This is a genomic window from Vibrio sp. ED004, from assembly GCF_023206395.1.
In the GTDB taxonomy this organism is placed as follows: Bacteria; Pseudomonadota; Gammaproteobacteria; order Enterobacterales; family Vibrionaceae; genus Vibrio.
Genome location: NZ_CP066149.1, coordinates 1,417,903 through 1,436,763, shown reverse-complemented (window position 1 = coordinate 1,436,763; position 18,861 = coordinate 1,417,903). Strand labels below are relative to the sequence as shown.

At 45.8% G+C, this 18,861-nt stretch carries 17 protein-coding genes; 11 read left to right on the top strand and 6 right to left on the bottom strand.

Translation table 11 applies throughout. The features are described 5' to 3' along the window. Window positions 1-146: 146 nt before the first annotated feature. On the bottom strand, window positions 147-1,283 hold the full coding sequence (gene argE / locus ITG10_RS06460) for an acetylornithine deacetylase (protein ID WP_176680537.1): 1,137 nt from the start codon (window positions 1,281-1,283) through the stop codon (window positions 147-149). A 154-nt stretch (window positions 1,284-1,437) separates the two neighbouring features. On the opposite strand from argE, the gene argC reads away from it, so the two are divergent. The 4 genes from argC (at window position 1,438) to argH (ending at window position 6,790) form a co-directional block, all read left to right on the top strand. After that, window positions 1,438-2,442: an N-acetyl-gamma-glutamyl-phosphate reductase gene (argC, locus tag ITG10_RS06455; RefSeq protein WP_017632084.1), complete on the top strand. Its 1,005-nt coding sequence runs from the start codon at window positions 1,438-1,440 to the stop codon at window positions 2,440-2,442. 12 nt (window positions 2,443-2,454) lie between these two features. Next, window positions 2,455-3,243, top strand: a complete 789-nt coding sequence (gene argB, locus ITG10_RS06450; RefSeq protein WP_017632085.1) for an acetylglutamate kinase — start codon at window positions 2,455-2,457, stop codon at window positions 3,241-3,243. A 113-nt stretch (window positions 3,244-3,356) separates the two neighbouring features. Continuing rightward, complete coding sequence (locus ITG10_RS06445) at window positions 3,357-4,568, top strand: argininosuccinate synthase (RefSeq protein ID WP_017632086.1); 1,212 nt, start codon at window positions 3,357-3,359, stop codon at window positions 4,566-4,568. Window positions 4,569-4,915: 347 nt separating this feature from the next. Continuing rightward, window positions 4,916-6,790 (top strand): argininosuccinate lyase, encoded by a 1,875-nt coding sequence (argH, locus tag ITG10_RS06440; RefSeq protein WP_017632087.1) that lies wholly within the window; start codon window positions 4,916-4,918, stop codon window positions 6,788-6,790. A 254-nt stretch (window positions 6,791-7,044) separates the two neighbouring features. Here the strand turns inward: argH and ITG10_RS06435 are convergent, their stop codons facing one another. Next, on the bottom strand, window positions 7,045-7,293 hold the full coding sequence (locus ITG10_RS06435; RefSeq protein WP_128644402.1) for a DUF3624 domain-containing protein: 249 nt from the start codon (window positions 7,291-7,293) through the stop codon (window positions 7,045-7,047). Window positions 7,294-7,380: 87 nt separating this feature from the next. Here ITG10_RS06435 and ITG10_RS06430 point away from each other — a divergent pair, with 87 nt between their 5' ends. Further along, entirely contained in the window at window positions 7,381-7,728 is a 348-nt protein-coding gene (locus tag ITG10_RS06430) for a RidA family protein (RefSeq protein WP_004729674.1), read from the top strand. A gap of 256 nt (window positions 7,729-7,984) precedes the next feature. Here ITG10_RS06430 and ITG10_RS06425 read toward each other — a convergent pair whose 3' ends face one another. The 3 genes from ITG10_RS06425 to ITG10_RS06415 form a co-directional block, all read right to left on the bottom strand. After that, complete coding sequence (locus ITG10_RS06425; protein ID WP_017632089.1) at window positions 7,985-9,451, bottom strand: dihydrolipoyl dehydrogenase; 1,467 nt, start codon at window positions 9,449-9,451, stop codon at window positions 7,985-7,987. Window positions 9,452-9,657: 206 nt separating this feature from the next. After that, window positions 9,658-10,386 (bottom strand): glutathione peroxidase, encoded by a 729-nt coding sequence (locus tag ITG10_RS06420; protein WP_017632090.1) that lies wholly within the window; start codon window positions 10,384-10,386, stop codon window positions 9,658-9,660. A gap of 44 nt (window positions 10,387-10,430) precedes the next feature. Next, window positions 10,431-10,610 (bottom strand): hypothetical protein, encoded by a 180-nt coding sequence (locus tag ITG10_RS06415; RefSeq protein WP_128644403.1) that lies wholly within the window; start codon window positions 10,608-10,610, stop codon window positions 10,431-10,433. Here ITG10_RS06415 and oxyR point away from each other — a divergent pair. Then, window positions 10,609-11,502: a DNA-binding transcriptional regulator OxyR gene (gene oxyR, locus ITG10_RS06410; RefSeq protein WP_017632091.1), complete on the top strand. Its 894-nt coding sequence runs from the start codon at window positions 10,609-10,611 to the stop codon at window positions 11,500-11,502. The two genes, ITG10_RS06415 and oxyR, sit on opposite strands and share 2 nt — an antisense overlap. Window positions 11,503-11,613: 111 nt before the next feature. On the opposite strand, the gene ITG10_RS06405 is transcribed toward oxyR, so the two are convergent. Then, complete coding sequence (locus ITG10_RS06405; protein WP_164913310.1) at window positions 11,614-14,175, bottom strand: PBP1A family penicillin-binding protein; 2,562 nt, start codon at window positions 14,173-14,175, stop codon at window positions 11,614-11,616. A 151-nt stretch (window positions 14,176-14,326) separates the two neighbouring features. Here ITG10_RS06405 and pilM point away from each other — a divergent pair, with 151 nt between their 5' ends. Genes pilM through ITG10_RS06380 form a run of 5 tightly spaced genes read left to right on the top strand, consistent with a single transcriptional unit; the run spans window position 14,327 to window position 18,798 of the window. Next, window positions 14,327-15,352: a type IV pilus assembly protein PilM gene (pilM, locus tag ITG10_RS06400; RefSeq protein ID WP_017632093.1), complete on the top strand. Its 1,026-nt coding sequence runs from the start codon at window positions 14,327-14,329 to the stop codon at window positions 15,350-15,352. Next, window positions 15,336-15,935 (top strand): PilN domain-containing protein, encoded by a 600-nt coding sequence (locus ITG10_RS06395; RefSeq protein WP_017632094.1) that lies wholly within the window; start codon window positions 15,336-15,338, stop codon window positions 15,933-15,935. Before pilM ends, ITG10_RS06395 begins: the two co-directional genes overlap by 17 nt. Beyond that, on the top strand, window positions 15,928-16,539 hold the full coding sequence (gene pilO, locus ITG10_RS06390) for a type 4a pilus biogenesis protein PilO (protein WP_017632095.1): 612 nt from the start codon (window positions 15,928-15,930) through the stop codon (window positions 16,537-16,539). Before ITG10_RS06395 ends, pilO begins: the two co-directional genes overlap by 8 nt. Next, window positions 16,526-17,044, top strand: a complete 519-nt coding sequence (locus ITG10_RS06385) for a pilus assembly protein PilP (RefSeq protein ID WP_017066198.1) — start codon at window positions 16,526-16,528, stop codon at window positions 17,042-17,044. Before pilO ends, ITG10_RS06385 begins: the two co-directional genes overlap by 14 nt. 35 nt (window positions 17,045-17,079) lie before the next feature. Beyond that, complete coding sequence (locus ITG10_RS06380) at window positions 17,080-18,798, top strand: type IV pilus secretin PilQ family protein (protein ID WP_128644404.1); 1,719 nt, start codon at window positions 17,080-17,082, stop codon at window positions 18,796-18,798. Window positions 18,799-18,861 lie beyond the last annotated feature (63 nt).

Sequence of the window (18,861 nt, the reverse complement as noted above, 5' to 3'; positions counted from 1 at the left end):
TTTTCGAAATGCGAGAGAAGTAAATTTTCCAAGACTTCGGAATAAAGTGAAATTTAATTACAAGATCAGGCTTTGACATAGATAACAGAATAAAAGCCACCTTTTTGGGCGGCTTTTATAAAAAAATATCGAAAGGGTAGCAATAACTAGAAACAATATTTACGGATGGATTTACTCAGAACATCAATCGTTGGATCGATAAAATCGAAGCTTAAGAACTCATCCGGTTGGTGAGCTTGGTCGATTGAGCCCGGACCCAGAACTAAGGTTGGGCAAAGTTCTTGAAGGAAAGGTGCTTCTGTACAGTAGTTCACGGTTTGCGATTCAGTTTCGCAAACGGATTCCATGCCACCGATAAATGGATGGTCGTGTTGGCATTCGTAACCCGGGATGGGTTCGTGCAGTGGCGTAATTTCAATTCTGCCCGGCCATTTTGCTTCCACTTCTTTGAGTGCGCTGCGCAGCATGTTATCCAAACCATCTAAGCTGATACCCGGTAAAGGACGCACATCGTAGTGTAGCTCACAGCAACCACAGATACGGTTAGCGCTGTCGCCACCATGAATATGACCAAGGTTTAGAGTAGGGCTTGGAATTGCAAACCCCGGGTGATGGTACTCTTTGACTAACTTGTCACGCAGCTGCATTAACGCAAACAACACTTCATGCATTATCTCGATGGCGTTGACGCCTAACGCAGGATCAGAAGAGTGACCTGATTTACCGGTTACTCGCACTGCATTTGCCACGTGGCCTTTGTGTCCACGAATCGGCACTAGGCTAGTCGGCTCACCAATGATGCAGTAGTCCGGTTTAAACGGTGCATTCTCTGTGAAGTGACGTGCACCTAGCATGGTGGTCTCTTCATCACAGGTTGCCAATACATAAAGTGGCTTCGCCTGTTTGCTCCAATCCATTTTCTTTGCCGCTTCATAGACGAAAGCGAAGAAGCCTTTCATGTCAGCTGTGCCTAATCCGTAGAAGCGATTATTGTGCTCTGTCAGTGCATGAGGGTTGAAGTTCCAACGCCCTTCATCAAATGGCACGGTGTCGCTGTGTCCTGCTAATAGTAAGCCACCTTCACCAGAACCCATCTTTGCGACCATATTATGTTTGCCGGGCTCGACTTCCACGACCTCTACGCTAAAGCCCAAGTCTTTAAACCATTGAGCCATTTTTTCGATCACTTTTTCGTTGCCATGATCCCAGCTTGGATCGGTAGAACTAATAGAGTCGGTGGAAATTAGGCCTTTGTAGACCTCAAGAAAACTCGGTAATTGCATAATATCTTCACTTCTACTATTGACAGGAAAACTATAAGTCGGTAAAACACATATTAAATCACATTTAATGCATAAGAAATCAAATGAAGCTAAAAATTAAGTATGAATAGTCAAATTTTGAAATGTAACTTACCTCAGAAATGGATGTGTTGAGATGTTGAAAACCACGATCATTGGCGCAAGCGGCTACACAGGAGCAGAACTGGCTCTAATGATAAACAGACACCCTGAGCTCACGCTATCAGGTTTATATGTCTCAGCCAATAGTGTAGACGCAGGTAAACCTATTGCGGCATTGCACGGTAAGTTAGCTGGCTTGATTGATATGCCAGTACAACCATTAACGAATCCAGAAGAAGTGGCAAGGCAGTCTGATGTGATTTTCTTAGCCACCGCACACGAAGTAAGTCACGACCTAGCGCCAATCTTTCTAGAGAACGATTGCCAAGTATTCGACCTATCGGGTGCCTTCAGAGTGAAAGGCGAGAACTTCTACCAAGAGTTCTACGGTTTTGAACACCAACACGAACAATGGCTAGATAAAGCCGCTTACGGTTTAGCGGAATGGAATGAGCAAGCGATTAAAGAGGCTCAACTTGTCGCAGTCGCGGGTTGTTATCCAACTGCATCACAATTGGCGATTAAGCCTTTGGTTGAAGCGAAGTTGCTGGATGAGAACCAATGGCCGGTGATTAACGCAACGAGTGGTGTTACAGGTGCGGGTCGTAAGGCGACTATGGTTAACAGCTTCTGCGAAGTGAGTCTGCAAGCTTACGGCGTATTCAATCACCGTCATCAACCTGAAATGGCTGCACATTTAGGATGTGATGTGATTTTTACTCCGCACCTCGGCAACTTCAAGCGCGGTATTTTAGCGACCATCACCATGAAATTGGCTGAAGGCGTGACAGAACAACAGGTACAAGATGCCTTTGAGCAAGCTTACCAAGGTAAACCTGCGGTGAGATTACTCGAAGAGACATTGCCAAGAATTCAAGACGTAGAACAAACACCTTTCTGTGATTTAGGTTGGAAGGTTCAAGGTCAACACATCATCGTTGTTTCAGCGATTGATAACTTGTTAAAGGGTGCATCTAGCCAAGCGATGCAGTGTTTAAATTTACGTTATGGTTTTGCGCCATTAACTGCGTTAGTGTAAGGGAATCTAGATATGAGCCTTAATAATCAACCATTAATCATAAAGTTAGGTGGCGCTGCGCTATCTTGTGGTGAAACACTTAGCAAGTTATTTGGTGCTATCTCTGCTTACCAACAACAGGCACAACGACCAATCGTGATTGTTCACGGTGGTGGTTACCTTGTTGATGATTTGATGAATAAGTTGAACCTCGAAACCGTTAAGAAAGAAGGTCTACGTGTTACTCCTTATGATCAGATTCCTGTTATTGCCGGGGCATTAGCGGGTACGGCGAATAAATTACTTCAAGGTCAGGCGATTAAAGACGGTATCAATGCCGTTGGTTTGAGCCTAGCTGATGGTGGTTTATGCAAAGTGAGCGAACTGAACCCTGAACTGGGTGCGGTAGGAAAAGCGGAGCCGGGCGACTCAACCGTCCTGCAGGCGATTCTTAATGCTGGCGCACTGCCAATCATTAGCTCAATTGGTTTAACTGAACAAGGCCAACTGATGAACGTCAATGCAGACCAAGCTGCGGTTGCCGTTGCTGGCGCACTTGATGCTGAACTGGTTCTTCTTTCTGATGTAAGTGGTGTGTTGGATGGTAAAGGCCACCTCATTCCAAGCCTTAATCAACAACAAGCCGATGATCTTATTGTAGGCAAAGTGATTACTGACGGCATGATCGTTAAGGTTCAAGCCGCACTAGAAGCTGCCAACGACCTCGGACGATCAATCGAAGTCGCTACTTGGCGATACCCAGAAAAGCTAACACAACTGTTTTCAGGTAAAAGCATAGGAACACAGTTTTTACCTCAGTAGTTCTCACAACGAGTCACTACTTAAAGAATTTAGACAAACTAAATAAACATATAATTATGAAGTCATTTCCAACGCTGACCGCCATGTGCAGTATGGAAACTAGGAGAAAGAAAATGAGCAAAGTTAACGTAAAGAAAGTTGTAGTAGCCTACTCTGGCGGTCTAGACACATCAGTAATCATCCCATGGTTGAAAGAGAACTATGACTGTGAAGTGGTTGCGTTTGTCGCGGATGTTGGTCAAGGCGACGAAGAGTTGATTGGTATCGAAGAGAAAGCAAAAGCTTCTGGTGCTTCTGAGTGTTACATCGCTGATCTTAAAGAAGAGATGGTGGCAGATTACATTTACCCAACACTAAAAACAGGCGCTTACTACGAAGGCAAATACCTACTAGGTACTTCTATGGCTCGTCCAATCATCGCGAAAGCGCAGGTTGAAGTTGCACGTAAAGTCGGTGCAGACGCACTGTGTCACGGTTGTACAGGTAAAGGTAATGACCAAGTTCGTTTTGAAGGTGCATTCGCAGCACTAGCACCAGACCTACACGTAATTGCACCATGGCGTGAGTGGGATCTAGTGAGCCGTGAGGAGTGTCTAGATTACCTAGCAGAACGTAACATTCCTTGTACTGCTTCTCTTACTAAGATTTACTCGCGTGATGCAAACGCATGGCACATCTCTACAGAAGGTGGCGTTTTAGAAGATACATGGAATGCGCCAAATGAAGATTGCTGGGCTTGGACTGTAGACCCAGAGCAAGCGCCAAACGAATCTGAAACAGTGACGCTTAAAGTTGAAAAAGGCGAAGTGGTTGCGGTTGATGGTGAAACAATGACGCCATACAACGCACTGGTTTACCTAAATGAGAAGGGTGCTAAGCACGGTGTTGGTCGTATCGATATCGTAGAAAACCGTCTTGTAGGCATGAAGTCTCGTGGTTGTTACGAAACTCCGGGTGGCACCATCATGATGGAAGCACTGCGTGCAGTAGAGCAACTGGTTCTTGATAAAGCGGCATTCGAATTCCGTGAAGAGCTGGGTGTTAAAGCTTCTCACCTTGTATACGACGGTCGTTGGTTCACTCCGCTATGTAAGTCAATCCTTGCAGCGACAGAAGAGCTAGCACAAGACGTGAATGGTGAAGTCGTTATCAAGCTTTACAAAGGCCATGCAACGGTAACTCAGAAGCGTTCTGACAACAGCCTATACTCTGAAGAGTTTGCTACTTTTGGTGAAGATGAAGTTTACGACCAAAGCCACGCTGAAGGCTTCATCCGTCTTTACTCGCTATCAAGCCGTATCCGTGCCCTGAATAGCCAAAAGTAATCCTAACAATGAGTTAGTAAACTAGCCTTTGATGAAAAATTAAAGGTCAGTAAACAGACATTATTATGCAAAGCCCATTCACTATTGATTAGTGAGTGGGCTTTTTAGTTTCTATTCGCCTAATAAATCAGCTTCGGTTTTTACTATCGAATGGCATATAATTCGCGCTCCACGCTGAAAATAATCAATGGATTCAACTTTTGGTGAATAAATATGTTAAAATAATGAATTAATACTTTATTTTCATTTTGAATTGCCGTAAGTTTAAACCATCAGAAAAATACTGAATCTTAATCAGAATTATCATTTGCAAAAACAGTGAGCACTGTGCAATTAGGAGATACACAATGGCATTATGGGGCGGTAGATTTACCCAAGCAGCAGACACCCGGTTCAAAGATTTTAACGATTCTCTTCGTTTTGATTACCGATTGGCTGAGCAAGACATTGTGGGCTCAATTGCCTGGTCTAAAGCTCTACTGTCGGTCAACGTATTAACAGAAGAAGAGCAACAGAAGCTTGAGTTAGCGCTGAATGAGCTAAAACTTGAGGTGATGGAAGATCCTGAACAGATTCTACGTTCTGATGCAGAAGATATTCACAGTTGGGTTGAGCAACAACTTATCGGCAAAGTCGGTGACTTGGGCAAAAAGCTTCACACTGGCCGTTCTCGTAATGACCAAGTGGCGACAGACCTGAAACTATGGTGTCGTCAGCAAGGCAACCAACTGCTATTGGCATTGGATCGCCTACAGAGCCAAATGGTAAATGTTGCTGCTCAGCATCAAGAAACCGTGCTTCCTGGCTACACTCACTTACAACGTGCTCAGCCGGTAACTTTTGCTCACTGGTGCTTGGCTTACGTTGAAATGCTTGAGCGTGATTATTCTCGTTTGAATGATGCGATTAAGCGTCTAGATACATGTCCGCTGGGTTCTGGTGCCCTTGCAGGAACTGCTTACCCGATGGACCGTGAAGAGTTAGCTCACAACTTAGGTTTCCGTCGTGCAACGCGCAACTCTCTAGATTCAGTATCTGACCGTGACCATGTGATGGAGCTGATGTCGATCGCTTCTATCTCTATGCTTCACCTTTCGCGTCTTGCAGAAGATATGATTTTCTACAACTCTGGTGAATCAAACTTCATCGAGTTAGCGGATACCGTGACGTCAGGTTCATCTCTGATGCCACAGAAGAAAAATCCTGATGCGCTAGAACTTATCCGTGGCAAAACTGGCCGTGTATATGGTTCATTAGCAGCAATGATGATGACAGTGAAAGCTCTGCCTTTGGCGTACAACAAAGACATGCAAGAAGATAAAGAAGGTCTGTTCGACGCTTTAGATACTTGGAATGATTGTATGGAAATGGCTGCGCTTTGTTTTGACGGCATTAAAGTGAACGGCGAACGTACACTGGAAGCAGCAAAGCAAGGTTATGCAAATTCTACGGAACTGGCTGATTATCTAGTAGCGAAAGGCATTCCTTTCCGTGAAGCTCACCATATTGTGGGTGTAACTGTAGTAGCGGCGATTGCTAAAGGCTGTGCACTGGAAGAATTAACTATCGCAGAGATGAAAGAGTTCTCTGAGGTGATTGAAGAGGATGTGTATGACATCCTGACCATTGAATCGTGTCTTGAAAAACGTAGCGCGCTAGGTGGTGTATCACCACAACAAGTGGCTTACGCAGTAGACCAAGCTGAGAAACGTTTGGCACAGCGTGATACTTCCATCGTGAAGGTTCGTCCTGCTCGTTTGACTGACATCGAAGCATTGGAAGGCATGGTGGCTTACTGGGCGAACATGGGTGAAAACCTACCACGTTCTCGTAATGAGTTAGTGCGTGATATTGGTTCGTTTGCGGTCGCAGAGCATCATGGTGAGGTGACAGGTTGTGCATCGCTCTATGTGTATGACTCCGGCTTAGCGGAAATACGTTCACTGGGCGTTGAAGCCGGTTGGCAAGGTCAAGGGCAGGGGACGGCAATTGTTCAGCACTTGGTTGAGAAAGCACGTCAAATGGCCATCAAGAAGGTGTTTGTACTGACTCGTACCCCCGAGTTCTTTATGAAGCATGACTTCTTACCAACATCGAAATCTCTGCTACCTGAGAAGGTACTGAAAGATTGCGACCAGTGTCCTCGTCAACATGCGTGTGATGAAGTGGCTTTAGAAGTGAACTTGGTCGAGCAGATTATCGCTAAGGTGAATGTTGCATAAGGCATTGATTTTATAGTCCCTAAAAAAAAGATCAAAAATCTGATCTTTTTTGGGAACAAATTAAGAAAAGCCCGGTCTATTAAAGTACCACTGCTTTTTCTTAGAATTTTCTAAGAAAGCCCTAGAATCGATTGGTTCTGGGGCTTTTTTCTATCTGCTGTTTGGCAAATTATACTCGTACGATGGTTGTGACCAATTATCTGAGTATTGAACCTATCATCTAACCATTATTGCCAATCCAACAAACACCTCAGCTAACGCTTTTTGTTCTTTAAAGGCAGCACCAAAAACTTCATTACCCAATGCAGCGACAGTAAACCACTGAACGCGAAAGCCGCCATCATCAAAGCGATAGCATTGATGGTTTTCGGGTCTTCCCTGAAAAATAACCACCATGCTCCCCAACTCAAGAGCGACAGCACCATGAGTTGATTCATGCAACGTTGGCAGCGACCGAGTTTATTGAAGATTTTTTCATTTTTATTGCAATGAAGACATGTCATCTTGGGCTTGATTCGCGTTATGCTTGTTGACCTGATAATACCACGTCACAAGATATTGGATCACGGTGACATAGAGAGAGAAGATCGATGATTGAGCGCCAAGAAACCAAGCAACGCATGAGCCGTATTGTTAAACACAACGGTACTATCTACCTATGTGGCCAAGTTTGTGCTGATGCAACTAAAGACATCACTGAACAAACACAGACCATGCTAGATAAAGTAGAAGCGCTACTTGAGCAGGCTGGCAGCGACAAAGAGCACATGCTGTCAGCAACGATTTACTTGAAAGACATGAAAGACTTCCAAGAAATGAACGCAGTTTGGGATGCGTGGGTTCCAGAAGGTCACGCTCCAGCTCGTGCATGTGTTACTGGCGATATGGCTCGTGAAGCGTTATTAGTTGAGATCTCTGTGATTGCAGCTGAGAAGTAATTCTCTGAGTTTTAGCGATAAGTAACGACTTCAAGAGATTCCAGATACCTCGTCCCTCAGTTCTGGAATGACGGGCTGAGTTTTGTTTTAGTTGCTTAAATAAATCAACGTCATTCCCGAAAGCGACGAAGGAGCGTAATCGGGAATCTGTTATTTTCTCGTTGCCAAAAAACAAAAAGGAAAGCCAATGGCTTTCCTTTTTAGTATCTAATCTATGTTATTAGAGCAAATGGTTACCTGTCTCAATCAACAGAGATTAACAACCAGGACCACAATCTAGACAGTGTTTCACCATCTCTGGACCTAGGTGCAGTTTAGCATTCAGGTCACGCAGCGCTGTTCGTACACCCTCTTCGATTACTGGGTGGTAGAACGGCATGTCTAGCATTTCAGAAACCGTCATCTTGTTCTGGTGTGCCCATGCTAGTAAGTGAGCCAAGTGTTCTGCGTTTGGTCCCATCATCTCAGCACCAAGGAAGCGACCTGTACCTTGCTCGCCGTATACGTGCAGAATACCTTTGTTGCGTAGCATCACTCGTGAACGACCTTGGTTCTCGAACGACACTTCACCTGTTGCGAAACAGCCACATGTGCCTAAGCGTGTGGTGATCTCTGTGTAGGTTTCACCAACCATCGCGATTTGCGGGTCCGAGAATACCGCTGAGATTTTAGAGCGGCGTAAACCAGCACGAATCTCAGGGAAGCGACCTGCGTTATCACCCGCAATGCGTGCTTGGTCTGCAGCTTCATGTAAAAGAGGCAGTTGGTTGCTTGCATCACCCGCAATGAATACTGATGGCAATGATGTTTGTAGCGTGTAGTGGTCTGCGATTGGAACACCACGCTCATCAAGCTCAAGAGAGGTATTCTCTAGGCCAAGTTTATCTGTATTAGGACGACGACCTGTTGCTGCCAGTACGTACTCAACGACGTTGGTTTCTAGCTCACCTTGCTTATTGATGAACTGGATTTCGACACGTGGTTCACCCGATTCAGTGGTAATACGCTTCATGCTTTCGATTTTTACGTCGGCATCTAGGTAGAACTCTTCATTGAAGGCTTTGTCTGCGTAAGCCATGATCTCTGGGTCAGTTACTGGGCCAACTTGACCACCTAAACCGAACAGTTTGGTCTTCACACCTAAGCGGTGCAGTGACTGACCAAGCTCAAGGCCAATAACGCCAGGGCCAAATACAGCAACTGATTCTGGTAAATCATCCCAGCTGAACACGTCATCGTTAATGATTAGGCGGTCGCCAAGTTCATTCCAAACTGCAGGGTATGCAGGGCGAGAACCTGTCGCGATAACAATACGCTTAGCCGTCACAACCGTGTGGTCATCAATTTGCAGCGTGTTGTCGTCTAAGAATTTTGCGTAACCAGAGATCTTGTCTTGCTCTGGGATTTCATCAACGCCTTCTAAAACAAAACCAACAAAACGGTCACGTTCAAACTTCACTCGATCCATCACTTCACGGCCGTTAATCACGATATCGCCTTGTGGGTGAACGCCAAAAGCCGGAGCTTTCTCGATTTGGTGTACGCTTTCCGCAGCAGCAATAAGCAGTTTAGATGGCATACAACCAACACGAGCACAGGTAGTACCGTAAGGGCCGCCTTCAATCATCACGACACTGTCAGTGTGTGCTTTTGCAGCGCGGTAAGAACCTAGACCTGCCGTACCGCCCCCGATAACTGCTACATCTACATTGACTTGTTTCATAATAATTTTCTCGCAATGGCTGAATTTAGTTTGAACGAACCCCTCCAACTCTGGTGACTTTTTTGAGAGTCAGGATAACGGGTTTGTTTTGTGATTCTGTTTTATTAGGTTTAGCTTGTGACTGTGGTTAATGCGAGCCACAAGCTTGATTCAACCCGATAGGGTTAGCCAACCCACAAGTGAGTGGGTTAGCCTTTTGGCAGTTATTAGCCTAGGAAAGCTTCTAGTTCTTCGCTACCACCGATGTGTTTACCACCGATGAATACTTGAGGAACCGTTGTACGACCAGAGATTGCACGTAGGCTTACTGTTGTAGCGTCTTTACCTAGAACCACTTCTTCGTAGTTTAGACCTTTGTCGATTAGGTTCTGTTTCGCTTTCATACAGAAAGGACAGCCTGGCTTAGTGAATACTGTGATTGACTCTTGCTCTTTGTGCTCAGGAGCAAGGTAGTTAAGCATAGTATCTGCATCAGAAACCTTGAACGGGTCGCCTGGTACGCCTTCTTCGATGAACATTTTTTCTACCACGCCGTTTTTAACCAGCATGCTGTAGCGCCATGAACGTTTGCCGAAGCCGATGTCGTTTTTCTCAACTAGCATACCCATGCCGTCTGTAAAATCACCGTTACCATCTGGGATGAATGTGATGTTTTCCGCTTCTTGGTCTGCTTTCCATGCGTTCATTACGAACGTGTCGTTTACAGAAACACAAAGGATGTCATCAACGCCGTTTTCTTTGAACACTGAATGTAGTTCGTTGTAACGAGGTAGGTGGCTTGAAGAACATGTTGGAGTAAACGCGCCTGGTAGGCTGAATACGATAACTGTCTTGTCTTTGAAAAGCTCTTCTGTCGTTACGTTAACCCATGCATCGCCTTGGCGAGTTGGGAATGTTACTTGAGGGATTGATTGACCTTCTTTAGATGCAAACATATTGATTTCCTTAAATAGTATTTTTAATTTTGTTCTATTAGAGCTTAACGTTTTTCGTTGCTCTGTTTCGTTTTGTTGAGCCCATTATTAGATAAATTCTTTGATAGCTCTAATCGTTTGATGTTATGGTTTTGATAGGTAAATTCTATCAAGAGCATTTTTCTTTTAAATGTTGCTATGAAAACCCTTGTTCTTATTAAAACCTGAGGTAAGAGACTGATCATGAACATTCGTGACTTTGAATACTTGGTGGCGCTCGCAGAGCACAAACACTTCCGAAAAGCGGCAGAAGCGTGCTTTGTAAGTCAGCCCACACTGAGCGGTCAAATACGCAAACTCGAAGATGAAATTGGACTTCAGTTAACCGAGCGTAGCCCAAGGAAGGTGATATTTACAGAATCAGGGTTACAACTTGTTGAGCAAGCCAAGCGCATTCTCAACGAGGTGAAGACCTTTAAAGATATGGCGAGTGGACACGGCGAAGCAATGACGGGGCCAATGCACATTGGTTTTATTCCGACGGTTGGCCCTTACATCTTGCCTAAGATTGTTCCTCATCTGAAAGAGAGCTTTCCTGAGCTAGAGCTCTACCTGCATGAAGCACAGACTCATCAACTGGTGAGCCAGTTAGAAGATGGCAAGCTTGATTGCTTGGTACTGGCTGCGGTCGATGAAACCGCGGTGTTTAAAGAGATTGATGTGTATGACGAGCCATTAAGTGTTGCCGTGCCGTGTGATCATGAGTGGGCTCAACAAGACAGTGTCGATATGCTTCAGCTAAATGGGCAAACAGTACTGGCACTAGGTGATGGCCACTGTTTAAGAGACCAAGCCTTAGGCTTCTGTTTTGCTGCAGGGGCAAAAGATGACGAGCGCTTTAAAGCGACCAGTTTAGAAACGCTACGCAACATGGTGGCTGCTGGGGCGGGTATTACTTTGCTTCCACAGTTATCAGTACCGAAAGAGAAGCAGAAAGACGGTGTGTGTTACGTGCCAGCGGTAAATCCAACACCTTCACGTCGCATTGTTGTTGCTTACCGTCCGGGTTCTCCATTGAAGGGACGTTTCGAGCAACTGGCTGAAACTATCCGAACGCAATTAGAAAAATCGCTTTAATGTTCGAACTCAGGATCTAGACAGCTCATGTTGTCGAAATAAAAAAGGGTTGATATGAATTCATATCAACCCTTTTTGTTGGTTCATGTTACTGGTTTCAACTAACTCTAGTTAGAAGAGCTCTTCTACTGCTTCACCTGATGATGTTGAGTAGATGTCATCATTGAAACGTTCGGTAATGTACTCGGTAGGCTCGGTGCCTTTCTCGAAGTACTCGAACATTGATGAGCTATCGAACTTGTTAGTCAGTAAGCCAGTATCACGGTCTATACGAACGCGGACGATGTTTTCCGGAATCTCTTTACGTTGAGCCGGAACGCCTGCGAGTGCTGTACCCATGAAATCAACCCATGCAGGTTCTGCTGTTTTTGCACCAGCTTCTGCACCAGTAATCTGGTTCTTACCAAGGTTCGAGTTCGCTTTAGTGCGACCTAGGTTGCGGTTGTGGTTATCAAAGCCAACCCATACCGTTGCAACCATGCCAGGGCCGTAACCGCTGTACCAAGTATCTTTCGAGTCGTTGGTCGTACCGGTTTTGCCACCAATGTCACGACGCTTCAATGGTTGAGCACGCCAGCCTGTACCATTCCAACCCGTACCTTGGCTCCAGTCACCGCCACCCCAGATGTTGCTGTACATCATTTCACGAACAAGGAAAGCGTTTTGCTCAGAGATAACTTGAGGTGCGTATTGCACTTCAGCGTCAACGTCTTGTTCGGCAAACTCATCCGCCATTGGATCGGCAGTAATAGTCTGTTTGCAATCTTCTTTACACACGACTTTTGGTGTTGCTTCAAACTCAGTCTCGCCAAATGGAGTCTCAACGCGGCTGATGTAGAAAGGTTCAACGTAGTAACCGCCATTCGCGAATACTGAGTAACCTTGCGCTACTTTCATTGGTGTTAAGCTGCCTGCCCCCAGAGCAATAGTCTCAGAACGAGGCACTTCATCAATATCAAAGCCGAAACGAGTTAGGTAGTTACGAGTATCATCCAAGCCCACTTCACGCAGTACACGTACCGCCATTACGTTTTTCGATTGAGCTAAGCCAATACGTAAACGAGTAGGGCCCACGTAGGTTGGTGGTGAGTTCTTTGGTCGCCATGCCGTACCTTGACTCTTATCCCATTGGTTAATCGGTGCATCGTTGATCAATGAAGCCAGTGTTAAGCCTTTCTCAATCGCTGCTGAGTAGATAAATGGTTTGATACCAGAACCAACCTGACGAATAGATTGCGTCGCACGGTTGAACTTGTTGTGTACGAAGTTAAAGCCACCGACCATCGACAATACTGCGCCGTTGTTCGGGTTCATTGCCACAAATGCCGTATTTGCATTTGGCACTTGGCTTAGACGCCAAACAACAGGTGTTTCCGATTCTGCTGTCGCTGACTCTTCTGTCGGCTCTTCAGAGACTTCGTCGCCTGTTACGGCTTCATGGCGAACCCAAACTTGCTCACCAACAGCAAGAATCTCTTTTGCTTGAGATGGAGCTGGGCCTTGGCGATTGTCTGTTAGGAACTTACGAGCCCAGTTCATGCCTTGCCATTCGATAGTGCCCTCGCCTTGATTCTTCACCCAAACCTGAGCGCTTTTTGAATCAACTGAAGTCACAACCGCAGGGACTAGGTCACCATAGGTTGGCTGAGACTTAAGGTGTTTAACGATCTTTTCATGCTCCCAAGCAGATTGCTCGGTTTGCCATAAGACTTTTTCAGCACCACGGTAGCCGTGACGCTCATCGTAGCCAAGCAGGTTCTTAATCGCGGCTTGGTTCGCTGCTTTCTGTAGCTTCGAATCAACGGTCGTGTAGACCTTCATGCCTGATGTGTAAGCGGCTTCGCCATAGCGTTCCACCATCCAAGCACGTGCAACTTCTGCAACATAAGGCGCGCTGAGTTCAATCTCTGCACCGTGGTACTTCGAGATAAGCTCTTCACTGCGAGCTTCATCAAACTCTGCTTGAGTGATGTATTTCTCGTCCAACATGCGACGTAATACAACGTTACGACGGTTGGTCGCACGTTCAACAGAGTAGATAGGATTCATTGTCGATGGTGCTTTTGGCATACCAGCAAGTGTAGCTAACTCACTCAGGGTTAGATCTGGAAGATCTTTACCGAAGTAAACACGCGCTGCTGCGCCGAAACCATATGAGCGGTGACCAAGGAAGATCTTGTTTACGTACAGCTCCATGATCTCTTCTTTGCTAAGCAGTTGCTCAATGTGGATCGCAATGAAGATCTCTTTAATCTTACGCATGATCTTTTTCTCATTAGATAAGAAGAAGTTACGCGCAAGCTGCTGAGTAATGGTACTCGCCCCTTGTTTTGCAGAACCCGACATAGCAACAACGATCGCAGCACGAGTAATACCGATTGGGTCAATACCTGGGTGTTCGTAGAAACGGCTATCTTCGGTAGCAATCAAAGCCTCAACTAAGTGGCGAGGAATCTCGTCATAAGTGACTGGATTACGACGCTTTTCACCAAATTGAGAGATCAACTTACCGTCTTGACTGAAGACTTGCATCGGCGTTTGGAGTTCTACGTCGCGCAAAGTGGCAACATCAGGCAACTCTGGTTTTACGTAATAATAAAACCCGAAAATTGTACTGACTCCAAGAATCATGCAAATCAATGTAAATATGAATAATCGCTTTATGAACTTCACCGGATAATCCCTGATTAGTTAAGGCTGATAAGCAGCAAACCCTTGTACTCTAGGCTAAAAACTTAGCTTTCGTTTATTAACGCTTATTTAACTAATAATCACAACCCCTAGATAATCAACGAAATGCTTGGCACTTCAGGAGCTAGGTCACATGGGTTCATCATTAATTACAGGTATAGATATAAATCATCACAGCATCAAAGCCGTGGTACTAAAACCCGTGGGGGAGTTGTATGCCCTAGTGGGATACAAAGAGCTGCCGATTTCGGACGACATTTTTACAGCTAACCATACTTTGGAGTATCAGAAAACTGTTAAGAAACTCAAAGAACTTAGGAAAGGACTGCCTTTTGGCTGTCGCAACGTCGCCATTTCGGTACCTGATAACACAGTGATCAGCAAAGTACTGCAAATAGAGAGTGAGTTAGAAGACAGAGAAAAAGAGTTTTCGATCTATCAAACCTTCGCTCACCAGTCTCCCTTTCCTATCGAGGAGTTGAGTTTAGATTTTGTAAAGCTGGAAGACAAACGATTTGGCAAAGGATCGACAAGCAGTTATCAGGTGTATGCCACTCGCAAGGAAGTGGTTGATAGCCGAGCAGATACGCTCACTAAAGCAGGTTTTAAACCTGTGGTCGTGGATACGCAGGCGCATGGGCTACTCAATATCTGGCAATTGGCATCACGCTTGTATCCCGATAAGAAGAACTGGTTGCTGGTGGATGTTGGAATCGACCAAACCTCGCTAGGGGTTATCCCGCTGAGTTCAGCACCTTTCTATAAAGACATCGCCTTTGGTACGCAAGATCTTCGCAGCTCGGATAACCCGAGTGATATAGAAGGCGTATTCGGCACGGCTGAAGATACCCACCGATTTATTGTCAATTTGATCGAAAAGCTCAAGCGTCAGTTGCAGCTCTATTCTTCAGTCAATGCACTTCAGCCTATTTCAGGGATCTGGCTAATGGGCGAGGGCGCGAGCATCCCGATGGTCACTGAAGAGCTTGAGCGCCATTTTCAGCTGAGCTGTGAGTCGCTTAATCCTTTATCTCTGTTTGAGAACAAAGTAGCGAAGCGACGTCGACTGCCCATGGACTGGCAACACTTTGGCATTGCCGCGGGTATGGCGATGAGTGGGCTCAAGTGGCAGGGAGAAAAGCATGTTGCATCAAATTAACCTGCTGCCTTGGCGCGATGAGATTCGTGCTCAACATAAGAAGCGTTTCGTTCATTTGGTTATTCTTGGCGTCATCATTGCGCTTGGTGGGCAATGGGCGGTCGGTAACTATTTTCACGACCAACAAGCCAAGCAGCAAGCGCGCCTCAACTATCTCAATCAATACATCGCTGAGCTCGACCGACAGATTCAGTCATTAAAAGTCGCCGAGCAAGAGCACAAAGCCATTCTCACTCGACTGGATGTGGTGGAGTCTCTGCAGCTTGGCCGCAATAAGACCACCGACTTCATGAACCTGATGCCGGAGCTGATTCCTGAAGGCGTGTATGTCGACAAGATAAAGATGAATGGTCAGGAGATTGAAATGTCGGGCATCAGCGACAGTACGGCTCGTCTCGCCACTATGTTGGACAACCTAGAACGATCTGATTCTCTGGAAGGGGTTGAGATGCACTCTATCGTTCATAACCGCAAGCGCTTCAATAAAGAGTTCCAGACCTTCAAGGTCTCTTTTGTGTTCAGTCCCGTTTCTTTAGAAAGCACCACGGCGAACCGTAAAGGGAAGGAGGCGAATCATGGCTAACCTTCAAAATTGGATGAGTTTTCAGGATCTTGATGTTGATGAGATCACTGAGTGGCCGTTGCTGCCCCAGCTCTTAGTCATTCTGGTATTGATGGTGTTAATTCAAGGTGTCGGCACTTGGCTTTATGTGTTGCCACTCGACGATGAACTGCAACAAATGAAGCAACAAGAACAAACCTTAAAGACGACCTTGCGAATAAAGGCCAACAAGGTTGCGGCCTTACCTAAATTGCAGAGCCAGTTGGATGAACTAACCAGTCGCTACGATTATCTGTTGGAGCAGCTGCCCGTTCAAAAAGAACTGGCCAGTATGTTGGCGTCCGTGAATGAACTCGGCTTGGATAATTCGCTGACTTTCACTCGAATCGATTGGGGACAAAAGCAGAACAAGGAGTTCCTCTATCGTTTACCGCTCAATATCGAACTGACGGGTGACTACCATGAGATTGGCGACTTCTCTGCGGCCATCGCCAAGCTGCCGCGCATCATTAGCTTTGATGATGTGAACTGGCAGCGAGTTAGCCAAGAAAGCAGTACGCTGCACTTTAGGGTTCGAGCTTATACCTACCAGTTTAAATCGGAGGTCAATGATGAAACCCAATAGCGCGCTTTACTCAATCGTGTTGCTGCTTGCGTTGTCAGGCTGTAAAGCCAATCAAGACTCACTTGAAGACTTTGTTGTGCAGGTTGAAGCCAAGGCGAGAAAGGACGTCGAGCAACTTGTCCCAGCGACTGAGTTCTTGGCCGCAACTTATCAGCGCCGAGCCTTTCGCCCTCCCTTTGAACTCCCTAAAGAAGCCATTGTGCAAAACCAGCCTTTGGTTAAGAAAGACTGTTGGCAACCTAGCGCTCGCTCTCGTAACGGAAAGTTAGAGAAGTACCCGCTGAGTAAGCTTCGTTTAAGAGGCGTGATGGGCAGTGGGTCAAGTGTGTTTGGGTTAGTGCAAACACCGAAAGGCAACGTGGTAAACGTCAAGAAAGGCCAGTTTATCGGCCTAAACAATGGCCGAGTTACTAAGGTGACGAGCCAGTACGTTCAGATTAATGAAACTCTTCCAGATGGCTTAGGTTGTTGGCATAAGCGCAACGTTAGGCTGGCTCTGAAGTAAACCAATGTCACATGATGTGGATATGAGATGTAAATATGAATAAAGGAATAAGTGGATTAGTGAGCAAGGCTCTACAGGGTTTTGCTGTGTCTGTGATGTTGGTTTTTAGCGTGCTCAGCCACGCAGAGAGCTTGCCTAATAAATTAGAGAATATTGATTTTAGGGTTAATAAGGATAAAGACGCCGTCATCATTATTGAACTGGCCACCAGTACCGCGGTGGTCGATGTTCAGCGTGCTCAGGAAGGCTTGAGTATAGAGTTACTTAATACTCAGGTTGATGACGATAAACTCTACCTTCTGGATGTGAAAGATTTCGCTACCTTAGTTGAAGGGATTGAAGTCTACAAAGAGACACCGAGCACTCGGCTTCTCGCGACCATCAATAATGACTACCAGTATGAATACAACTTAAAAGGTCGCTTCATTGAGGTAGTGATCAGCAAGCCGGTTATCGATGAAACGACAGCTGAGAAAAGCATCCTAGAGAAAGAGGGCAAGCTGATCTCAATTAACTTCCAAGATATCCCAGTACGAAACGTCCTTCAGTTGATCGCTGACTATAACGACTTCAACCTTGTCGTGTCTGATTCGGTCGCGGGTAACCTGACTTTACGTTTAGATGGCGTACCTTGGCAGCAAGTTCTCGACATTATCTTGCAAGTTAAAGGGTTGGATAAGCGCGTGGATGGCAATGTCATCTTGGTTGCACCGAAAGCTGAGTTGGATCTTCGAGAGCAGCAAGCGCTCGAGAAATCTCGTTTGGAAGAGGAACTAGGAGAGCTCAAGTCGGAAATCATCAAGATCAACTTTGCTAAAGCCACCGACATCGCTGACATGATTGGTGGTGAGGGTGCGGTGAGTATGTTGTCTGATCGCGGCTCTATTACCATTGATGAGCGCACTAACTCTTTGTTGATTCGTGAGTTGGAAGAGAACATTGCCGTGATACGAGGCATCATTGAATCCTTGGATATCCCAGTAAAGCAGGTGCAAATAGAGGCGCGTATCGTGACTGTCACTGAGGGTAATCTTGATGAGCTTGGCGTGCGCTGGGGTGTATCCTCGACCAACGGAAGCTTCACCGTTGGTGGTTCAATAGAAGGTAATCATCCATCACAAATAACACCTTATGACGATGATGGCGGCAACAGTGTGATTGATGACTACCTCAACGTTAACTTGGGTGCGACATCGCCGAATGCATCGAGCATTGCCTTTCAGGTGGCCAAGCTTGGCTCGGATACGTTGCTCGACCTTGAACTGTCGGCACTGCAACAAGAGTCGAAAGCTGAGATCATTTCTAGCCCACGCTTAATCACCACCAATAAAAAGCCCGCTTATATTGAGCAAGGTACTGAAATTCCTTACTTAGAGTCCTCTTCAAGTGGTGCTACATCGGTCGCATTTAAGAAAGCGGTATTGAGTCTGAAAGTGACGCCGCAGATAACGCCCGACAATCGCTTGGTGTTGGATTTGAGTGTGACTCAAGATAGGCCCGGCCAAGTGGTAAAAACCGGAACTGGGGAAGCGGTCGCGATAGATACCCAAAGAATAGGTACGCAAGTGCTTGTTAATAATGGTGAAACGGTCGTTCTTGGTGGAATATTTCAACACAGCGTGAGCAGCACAGTCGATAAAGTTCCTGTGTTAGGAGACCTACCTTTGTTAGGTGCATTGTTCCGTCGCAGCTATGAAAATGTGGGCAAAAGTGAACTGCTTATTTTTGTCACGCCTAAAGTTGTGATTCAGTAATGAACAATTAGATTAAAAATAAAGTTGCATTAGTGGCACCTAACCTTGATAATTTCGGGTCTT